Annotated in this window: 7 protein-coding genes; all 7 read right to left on the minus strand. The window is 59.7% G+C overall.

Annotation, left to right across the window (positions count from 1 at the left end; genetic code table 11):
* Positions 1 to 142: 142 nt before the first annotated feature.
* Positions 143 to 1,276: an NUDIX domain-containing protein gene (locus Q8P46_02875; protein MDP2619112.1), complete on the minus strand. Its 1,134-nt coding sequence runs from the start codon at positions 1,274 to 1,276 to the stop codon at positions 143 to 145.
* A gap of 125 nt (positions 1,277 to 1,401) precedes the next feature.
* Positions 1,402 to 1,941, minus strand: coding sequence for a DUF5706 domain-containing protein (locus Q8P46_02880; protein ID MDP2619113.1), 540 nt, complete (start codon positions 1,939 to 1,941; stop codon positions 1,402 to 1,404).
* A gap of 19 nt (positions 1,942 to 1,960) precedes the next feature.
* Positions 1,961 to 2,209, minus strand: coding sequence for a hypothetical protein (locus tag Q8P46_02885; protein ID MDP2619114.1), 249 nt, complete (start codon positions 2,207 to 2,209; stop codon positions 1,961 to 1,963).
* A gap of 37 nt (positions 2,210 to 2,246) precedes the next feature.
* Positions 2,247 to 2,597, minus strand: a complete 351-nt coding sequence (locus tag Q8P46_02890; GenBank protein ID MDP2619115.1) for a cupin domain-containing protein — start codon at positions 2,595 to 2,597, stop codon at positions 2,247 to 2,249.
* A 37-nt stretch (positions 2,598 to 2,634) separates the two neighbouring features.
* Positions 2,635 to 3,129, minus strand: coding sequence for a hypothetical protein (locus Q8P46_02895; protein MDP2619116.1), 495 nt, complete (start codon positions 3,127 to 3,129; stop codon positions 2,635 to 2,637).
* A gap of 52 nt (positions 3,130 to 3,181) precedes the next feature.
* Complete coding sequence (locus Q8P46_02900; GenBank protein MDP2619117.1) at positions 3,182 to 3,439, minus strand: hypothetical protein; 258 nt, start codon at positions 3,437 to 3,439, stop codon at positions 3,182 to 3,184.
* A 178-nt stretch (positions 3,440 to 3,617) separates the two neighbouring features.
* Positions 3,618 to 9,908, minus strand: coding sequence for a toxin TcdB middle/C-terminal domain-containing protein (locus Q8P46_02905; GenBank protein MDP2619118.1), 6,291 nt, complete (start codon positions 9,906 to 9,908; stop codon positions 3,618 to 3,620).
* Positions 9,909 to 9,927: the final 19 nt, after the last annotated feature.

Here is a 9,927-nt window from a genome sequence, read left to right on the forward strand (position 1 = left end):
CGCAGCAACAACCTTTGCTTCAAGAAGTGGTCTACTCCCTGCCACCTCGTTATGTGGCAGATTGAAAATGCTGTAAGGATTGTGCTTGCACTTGACATCGATTCAGGATTTCTCTGTAAAGGATGTGCTTGCACTTGCCCCTTTAGAGGATCAACAAGCTCAAATGCTCTGCTGCTTTCTCCAGCAAGGCTCGTGTTTCGGGGAATGTTGCCCTTTGCTTTGCCTCGGCCGAGGGTAGCCAAACGTGTTGACGGTTTTCCTCAGGCCACTTCGTTGTTTCCTCGGCGATCTCCAGCAGGAACCAGCGCACCATCGGCGCATTCGGCTCATTGTCAAGGCGTGCGTCTTCAAGCCACCGTACCACCCGCGCCCAATGGCCGGTTTCCTCTCTCACCTCGCGCACTGCAGTGGCGCGGGGATCTTCCCCCGGCTCGATGTGGCCCTTGGGCAGCACCCATTGCGACCGGTCGTTGCTGGCCTCAACCAGCAAGAACTCCAGAGCCTTGTCCTTACGCTGGTACACAACACCACCGGCGAGGGTGAGGCCATCGCTGCGCGTGGCACGGGCCGGCGGATCAGTCTTCATCGCCTCCAGCGTGATGACAAACCAGTACGCTTGCTGGGTAGCTTTGAAGCGTTGATCGATGTAGCGCCACAGCGCCGGCACCATTCCAATAGAACACACCGCCGCTGCGAGCCACTTGCACTGGAATGCATAGAACAGCGTCAGCACCCCCAGTACCACCACGAAACTGCGGAAGAACTTGGAGTCCGCCTCAAAGCGTTGTACGGCCAGCAAGCCATCCGGAAGATCTTTGGTCAATCGCGTCTTGCTCCACTGGAAGGCGTTGATTGCGCCTTCAGCTGCCAACCCCTGTAATGCCCGTGCCTTGATCCATTGCGCTTGCATCACGGCGTTGTCGGCGTTCTTGTCAAACAACCAACTCGACGTTGCCAATCTCCGCTGCCAACGCGCGGACAAGCTGTCACCCTTGGCTAGGCGTTTGCTGATCTGTCCCCAGTCGGTCCATGCACGAAGCGGGTCGTACACCCAGTCGTCCAGCGTCGAGCTGATCAGGAAGGCAAAGTGGCCGAGCAGATAGCTGGCGAAGAAAAATACGATTCCCGCCTCGGCATCTTCCAGCGGAAAGCCTTTATCTAGGCCGAACTTCACGGCGACCCAATCCTTACCGAGATAGGTCAACATTGCACCGGGCATCAGGATCGAGAAGAAGTCAACCAAGCCGATGAAAATTTTCTGGGGTTCGAAGTTCATAAGGCTCTATTGCTCATTTGCATATGTGTCTAATTCTTGACAAAAACGAAGCCATCGGATGAATTTCATATTCGTGGTCTATCCCCTATTATTCTTTCGTGAATAGCATAGGCTCCATATTCGTATCAGCGCAGTTCAATGAACACTGCTGAGGTATACACAACGCCCAAGACAAAAAACACAACGAGCGCTGTAATCGTGAGAGAAATCGCCCAATTTAGGGCATCGAATTTAATCGCAACATTGCGCGAGAGAATATGATTCTGAGCCAACATTGTGGCTTCGATATCGTCTATGTTGAAGGGACTCAGTAGTTGTTTGTATGTCTCCGCCGGCATCTGGCCCACGTGCCCAAAAAACCAGAGTTTTTCTTTATCAGACAGGCTTGGCTCTGCACCACGATGCCTCGCCCAGACAGCCCGCAACATGCAGAGATACGAGCAAATCACACATACAGCCACGAACAAGAGTAGCCCCCACATCAAGTCGGTGTGGAACGCTCTCACTGCCTTAACCTTGTCCGCCCCCACAAACACGAGACCGTTCACTGCTCCAACGAGCAGACCGTTAATCGTGTGCAGCAAAGTGCTCTTGGACTCGGCTTGCTTGTACCAGTCCAAGATGTTTTCGTACTGCTTAAATAAGTAGTCGACGCGCTCCATCATCTGTTCACTCCCGCTTGATTCATCCGCATTCGTTGTAGGTGTCCAGCCGGGCGGCCTCGCGCAGGAAGTCGTCGTCGGCAGCGAGCAGCAGGGGGTCGCCGAGCCGGATGATCAACATGTTGAGCGTGGTGTCGACCAGACGATAGGTTTCGTTCAGCGTGCGGCGCATCGTCCCCCGCTCCGCTTTGGGCAGGTTGACGATGGCCTTCAGCCCGCCGGCCACTTTGCCGAGGGCGTCGATCAGGTCGGTGAATAGTTTGAGTTCCATAGTCGTGGTCTGTACCCTATTATTCGCGCTGTCCTGATTAACCTTGGTCCGTAGGACTTTCCATATTCACGTACCTGCTTGTGTCGAAACGTGGTGTGCAAATGCACAAAAAGAGGAGATCAGTATCTCCAGTGTTGGTGATTCTCTGCGACCTTCCTGCGACGATGGCGACCACGTCGAGCGGCCGCACAGGTGTCGGAGATCCCCCATCGATCTCAACACTTCCTTTGCCATCGATAATCACATACCGCTCGTCTATAGCCCGCAACGCGTGTAACTGTGTAGTCACGCCGGGTGCGACGCGGGCGCGCGCGATCGAACAGGCTTCATCGTCGTTGCGGTTGTGAATCTCGACGATGTAGCAACGCTCGTCGGTGTAGAACTCCATCTCAGGCCTGTATGTCGATATCACGACATCTCCTCCCTCATCGCACAACCAGCATAATCACGACCACAAGAATCACAAGCGGGATGAGATACACGCTCAGCTCGGCCTTTACAGCCTCCCTGTAACCCTTACTGCCATAGGGCATGTCTGCACTATCTCCCGCCACCTTCAGAAGTTCGGGTGAGATTTTGAGGTAATCGCCGCCACAGGCTCTGATCTCATCGGTAAGGCGGTCGAGTGCGAGAATTACCCGGAACTTGCGCCGGACATAGCTGCGGTCGACGTACCGGGCACCGAAGGCGAACCCAAGACTGAACAGAAACAAGCCCCACGCCAACGATTGGTAGGCGCCGGGCCACCTTTCAGTACTTTCGACGATGCCCTTCAACAGGATCGCCCAGCCACCGAACAGCAGTGTCAGGAATCCAGTCCTGATCTTCCAGACGATCCCGTCGTAGGCATGGATCGCGCGGTTCTTGCCCTCGATCTCGCCGAGGACAATCCTTTCGAGCAAGTCATTCTTTTCTGTCATGGCCATAAACCTGCTTGTGCTATAACTTCACTCCGACCCCATTTCTCACTCCTTACGCCCACTGTGTACGTCTGCTCTTGGTCGGCAGGCGGAACTCCCGCTCCGCCTGCATCCATTCGTTGTTGTTGTCCAGCCGGACGGCTCGGCGCGCGAAGTCGTCTTTGGCAGCGAACAGCGAGAGTTCGCCCAGCCGAATGATCACCATGTTGAGCGTGGTGTCGATCAGGCGATAGGTCTCGTCCAGCGTCCAGCGCATCGCCTCCCGCTCCGCTTTGGGCAGGTTGACGATGTCCTTCAGCCCGCCGGCCACCTTGCCGAGGGCGTCGATCAGGTCGGTGAAGAGCGTGAGTTCTATAACCGTGGGTCTGTCCCCTATATGTAAGCAATTCGAAGCAATTCGAGCCTGGCCCCTATAGCCGTCGCGACCATCTCTCCGAGTTGCGGTTGGTCTTGGGGTTCATTGTATTCACCACAATTACGCGCGCTGTTCAGCGCGGCACCGGGGCAGTCGGCTCCTTTTTCTGAGGCTTCTTGCGTTCTTTCGGGGCCAGCAGATAAATGTCTGGCCATGGCGGTTCGAACGGATCTCGGCGGATGTCCGGGTCGCGCGGCTGCAGGATGGGTATGCCCCTCGAATTGATCGAGTAGGGACCGCTCTTCTGTACTTTGTCGTCTACAAGGTCGAACCGAAATAGCTTGGATGTGCCTGGGTCGCTGTCGTATTGCAGGCGCCCAGCGGTGATAGTCTCCACCCCGAACCAAGTCGTCCCTTCGACTCCGAGCGACGTTACGCCAGTGTGTTTGGTGAATTTCTCCGCGTACACGTCCAGGTTGCAGCTTGCCCAAAGCGCGACAGCATCAGACGAGAACCTTGCGGCGTCGAACGCGGTCGGCTTCGGGAAACTTGCCCAGTCTCCGTACTTGGGCACGCTCGATCCGTGGCCAAAGAAGATCAAGGTCTCGATATTGTCGAGCGCGTTTACTTCCTTCGCGAGATCATCCGGCTTGACAGTTTTCACGGTGACGTCGACCGTAGGCTTGCCGGTAACGGGATCGGTGACCCCAGCCTGGAAGTTCTCGACAATCTTATTGATCGCCGTACGTTCGCGCTTCGTGACATTCGGCGACAGGGCTATCAGCAGCTTGTCGCCAGGAGAGACTCGCTCGGAGAAACGCTCCACCGTCGTCGTGTTGAGGATTTTCTGAAGCCACTTATCCGCATTGCCGCTGACATCCTCTCTCCCGGGAATCTCCTCCCCAAGGATGATCACGTGCGACTGGCGCTTCGGTCCTTCCTTATCGGATTCCGCCGTTTCTAGTCCTGACGGATCGAGGAAGCGCACCGGGTTGTTCATCGAGTAGACGAACAGGTCAATGCTGTCCACGAGACCTGCAGGATCGCTAGTTGTCCACCTCCCCACCCACGCCGCGTAATACCTCGCCCCGTGGTAATACAACCCACTCTCCTCATCCCGCTCCTTGCCCGTATAGCGGTATCGCTTCGGCGTCTCGGTCTGGCTGCGCACCGCTTGATACGACGTGCTGCCGTAGGGGGTGTACTCTTCGTAGGAGATGATCTGCGCTTGGTCGTCCAACTCCAGACTGGCCGAGCCGAGATGGTTGCCGAACTGGTAGCGGATGAGTTGCTGCGGCGCGGGGTCGCTGCCGGCCGTGTCGAGGGTGCGCGTCTCCACCAGGGCGATGCGCTGCTTGTCGTCCATGATGTGCAGCGTCTCGCGCTCCAGCGTAGCGGTGTTCGCTCCAATGGCGCCGCCATGCCGCCGGAAGATCTCAAAGCCGCCGAGGTAGATGCGTTCTTCGATCAGGCCTGGCGCTTTCTCCCACACCTTGCGCACGCGCTGGCCGGCGGCGTCATAGACGTAGTAGGCGGTTCCTCCGCCACCCCGGTCGGTCTGGCGCAGTTGGTCGCGGTAGTCCCAGTGCATGTTGGGGGCGGGATGCGCGCCACCCAGGTGCGGCATGCGGATCATGTTGCCGTGCGCGTCATGCAGATAGGACCCGTCGTTATCGTTGCTGCGGCCGACCGAGGTGTTGCTCAGCCGGTTGCTGGTCTTGAGCTGCGTGCTGCCGGTTCCGTCCTCAATCAAACTGGTTTCGCCGTAGGCGTAAGTGCGCGTCCAGTTGCCATTGTTGGCCTGGTGGATGAGCCTCTCGAAGTTGCCGACGGCGTCGTACTCATAGGTTTCGGTGTACGTGCGCATCGCCTGACCATCGTGAGGATGCTGGCGCTTGACGCGAAACTCGTCGCTCCATGTCGTCTCTGGCTGCCCCACTTGCCCGATGTGCTCGCGTCCCGCGGCTTCAATCAGACGGTAGATGGCGTCGTAGGTGTAATTACAGTGCGGCGGAACTACCTGACCATTGAAATAAATGGTCTGCTGAGCGTCGTCGCGGATGTGAGTGATGTTGCCCACCGGGTCATAGGTGTAGTACAGGTGCTGCAAACCGCAAGGTGTACCGTTTGGCGGCACATCAGGCGCAGCGAAGCGCGGTGGCGGCGGGTCACCGCCGCAGTCCTCGGTGAAGGCCGCGCCGCGGCGGGTGTAGAGATGGACCAGCCGGAAGGTCTCCGGGTCGTAGGTATAGCGGGTGGTTGCGCCGTTCTTGTAGTCAATGCGCAGCCGCTGGCCCTTGGCGTCGTAGTCGATGTTGTTTACCCCGAGGACTGGTGAGGGCGGGTCCACGGCTGGATTCAGCGGGCCGGCGGGCTCGGTCGCGCGATCCAGCCATACGTCCACCCGTTCCAGCAGATTGGCCTCGTTGAACACCGGCTGGATGATGTTGCGTTTGGTTCCCGAGTGGCTACTGCGCGGAGGAATTAATTGCAGAGGTCGGTTAAGGGCATCGAACCTAGTGCGGCTGGTGTAGGTGTCGGCTTCCAGCCGCGGCGCGAGGGCCGCTTCCAGCGCGGCAGGGTTGAGCTGGGCGGTGGCGTTGCCAGGCAAGGCCGCGTTGACCGTGCTCCAGTTGATCGCTTGCTTATATTCCGTGGCGATCCGGCGCGAGGCGCGCCGCGGGTTGCCCTTGAAGTCGTGGGCCTCGGTGGTGACTGCCCCGGCCTGATCGAGGTGGAGATAGAGCTTGCCGCGCAGGTTGCGCAACTCGGCTGCCGGGTGCTGCTCGCCATAGACCAGGCGCTCGGTAAGCAGCTCGTGGTTGGGGTTGGCGGGGTCGGCACCGGTGACGAAGGAACGCAGGGGGCGGCGCAACGGGTCGTACTCGGTGCGGAAGGTGTGGCTGCGGCTGTCCCAGGCGCGAATCGGCTTGCCGGTTACGTCGTTCAGCATCCAGCGCGCGCCCGCCTCCATACTGAGCTGGTGGATACGGTTGCCGAGCATATCGTAGGCGTAGCGCATGACGACGCGCTGCTCCAGCGTGCCGTCGGGTTTCTTGCGCTCGTCCTTGACTTCCCGCTGGTTGCCTTCGATGTCCAGCTCGACGCGGGTGGCGAAGTGGATGGGCGTGGTGTCTGGATTGAAGCCGTTGTGCGCTAGGGTCAGGAAGGGGCGGCCCAGGGTGTCGAAGTGCGCCGTGGTGGGCGTGTTGGTATGGGCGGCGGCTTTCTCTGCGACGTCGCGCTCGGTGTCACCTGCCGGGAGGCCAATGCGCTGGGCGTGCCAGGTCGGCTGGTAGTCGGTCGTGGGGATGCGCGGTGTACCGTCGGATTTAATAAAGAAACCCTTCACATCGACATCGGCGCTCGGATCGCTCTTGACCGTGTCGTTCACGTCATAGGTCGTCTGCTTCCACGGGTCGAAGACTACCTTCTCGTACGTGTAGTTGGGGTGCAGCGTGGCGACGACGCGCTCGACCGGGTCGTAGAACAAGATGGGGCTCACGCCCGCCTCCACGCCGAACTCGAATCGGTGGCGTTTCTCTGGGAGCTGGCTGAAGAAAGGTTCGTATTGTCGAACAGGCTTGCCCTTGTTGTTGAAGATGCTCCAACCGCTGCCGACCCAGCGCGGCGGGCCGACGACGCCACCTATCTTCTCGGGCTCGGCCTGGATCTTCTTCTGGATCTCGCGGCCGAAGCCATCCGAATACGAGAAGCTGATCTGAATTTTTAGGCCCTGCGGCGGCAGAGGATCGTTGGCGTGGGTTTCTCGGGCAAGCGTCGCTGCGTACGGGGGCAACCACTTCTTCGGGTCTAACGGGTTCGCGCGTTGAGTGCGTTGAAAGCGATCGAGGTCGTAGACGATGCGGGTCGTGGCGCTTTGTAGCAGGGCTGGTGCATTCGCGTGCGGGTCTGCCGCGTCGTGCAAGCCATCGATCTGAGCCTGTGTCAGATCGGCCACGAAGTCGGCCAGCGAATCACCCTCCACCGGTGCGGGCAAGGGCTTGCCCATGACGGCCGTGCCCGCCACCATGCCCAGCGTGTCAAAGGTCACCCGTGTGCGGTTGCCGTTCGGGTCAGTCACCCAGTAAGGCTGGAGGACGCGATAGTCAATCCTGATCTCGGTGTTGCCTGTGGTGTCGTCCTTGGTTGCAACGGTGACCACGTTGCCAAGCGCATCGCGGGTTTTCACCATCAGCAGGTCGTAGGCATCGTAGGTGACGAAGCTCTCGGTACTGACGGCGTTGGTGTGGAACGGGTCGCGGGTGCGGTGCGGCAGGAAGAAGTGTTGGCGAGCATAGGCGAGTTCCTGCGCTGACGTGTCCGCGCTGCCCGGCGAAAAGAAGATCCGGCCTGAAGGGATCCACCAGTTGGCATCGCCTTCGCTATGGACATAGCGGCCCTCGGTCTCCAGCATGGCGTCGGTGGCTCGCCCGCCATAGACCCCGGCAAGCAGTCCCGGTGTGAAGGCCAACTTGTGGCTTTCACCCGGCAGGGCAAGCGGCTCCATTGCGCACAATGGCAAAAGCGCCAGTGGATCGGTCTGGGCTACACCAAAGTCATCGGGGCGGTAAAGCGTGCGCACATGCTCGATCAATCGTTTCTGCAGCACGCCCGAGGTCGGGTTCTGTTCATAAGCGATGAGCGCGGCGCCGGTGCCGGCGGTTAGCATCTCAGCCAGAGTGAAACGGTTGTGGCCTACGGGCAGGGCGAGACCGGTTACGGTTAGCTCATAGGTGCGCGTCTCGCAGGGTAGGGGCGTGCGGTAATCGTCGGCGGCCTCAATGGCGTTCGTGACGCTGTTTTCGGTGTAGGTGATGAGTATCTGCGTCTGCTTGGCACGGTCTTCCGCCAACAGGGCCATGTCCGGCTGGCGACGGCCGTAGCCGAGCGCGGCGGATTTCAGCACATTGCCGAACCCATCCACCTCCAGCGTCAGCGCATGGCCGATGCGCGGGTCGTCGGGGTAGCGTTCGTAGTGGTAGCTGATGGCCTCGCGGGCATGGGTGAAGAAGACAGCGTGACGGTTGCCATCGCGGGGCTGCAAGCGCCGGATGGTGAAGTTTTGCTCGGTGACAGTGTAGGGATGACCATGGGGGTAGTCTTCGGTGCCTCTCGCATCGAGCGCGTAGACCTCTTGGCGCAACATCGAGCCTTTGAGAGCACGGCAAGCTTCTCGCTCTTCCTCGACCGACAGCCCTGCGGGCAAGACCGTGTCCTCGATGAGACGCTTTCTGGCTTCAACGTCGTCATCGCGCCACGCCGGCTCGCGGTAGTACTCGCCCCGGTCGTGCTCGTCGATCAGACCGGCAAAGAAATTGGAAATGTGCTCGCGATCGACAAATACGCCTGTATGAAACCAGGTCTTGGTCAATACGGGCGGCACATGCGAGGCGGCGTCGAGGTTGGTGGCCGACGGAAGCGTGCCGTCGCCTGTGAGCGCCGCGAGTTCCTCGGTGTCCCTCTGCTCGACCATGCCGAAGCCGCGGAACTCGCGCTCTTCGCCGTCAAAGTAGCCGTGGTGGTAGGCATAGCGAGTGACGAAGCGATTACGGCTGATGTGATCGTAGGTCTCGACCGTCTCGACCACGTGAACAGGAAACGGCAAGCGTGTAATCCAGGGCTTACCGTCCCGTTTGTCCTGAAGATAGAACTTTGTCGAGGGCGCATACTGCACTCGGGTTTCGGCACCGAGGTTGTTGACGGTCCTGACCAGAAGATGAGGTTTTCGCTCTCCCATGAGATTCACATAGCGCATTTGCCGCCGCGCATCGCCCGGCAAGGGCGATGACCAGACAAGGCAGGCGGTGCCGTTACCGAGCAGGTCGGTGGGGACGATGGAAACGATGTCGTCTACGCCGGGGAACACGCGCAGCGCTTGCGATGCGCTCCAACTGTTGCCGGACTGGTTGAAGTAGAGGCGTACGCCGTCGCGGTGCAGGTAAATGATGTCGGTGGTGCCGCTGCCGTCGATGTCGGCCAGCCGGATGCGGCTATGGTCGAACTGGTCCGGGTTATCGAAATAGGGCGCATTGTCCATGGTGACCTTGGCGCCGAAGCGGGCGTAGCCAAGGTTAGGCCAGTAGCAGACCTCGCCATTTCGGATGCGCACCAGATCGGTGAGGCCGTCACCGCTGAGGTCTGCGAGATATATCGAGTCGGTGCCATCGGCGAAGACCAGGCGGGGACCTTTTTCCTCATCCAGCACCTGGTGGACGCGGCGGGCGGGCCCGAAACCCTGCTCGGCCAGCGACGCGTGCCAGACGAAAGCTTCGTCTTCGCTGATCAGCACGTCGGCGTGGCCGTCGCCGTCGAGGTCGACGAACTTCAGGTTGGGATCGCGCATGTCGCGGTTGAGGCGCGAGGTGAAGGGGCGGAACGGCTGCCAGCCTTCATCACCGTCGTGTTCGTAGAGGCCGGGCATAGGGCTGTCCAGCACCACC

The sequence above is a fragment of the Hyphomicrobiales bacterium genome (assembly GCA_030688605.1).
In the GTDB taxonomy this organism is placed as follows: domain Bacteria; phylum Pseudomonadota; class Alphaproteobacteria; order Rhizobiales; family NORP267; genus JAUYJB01.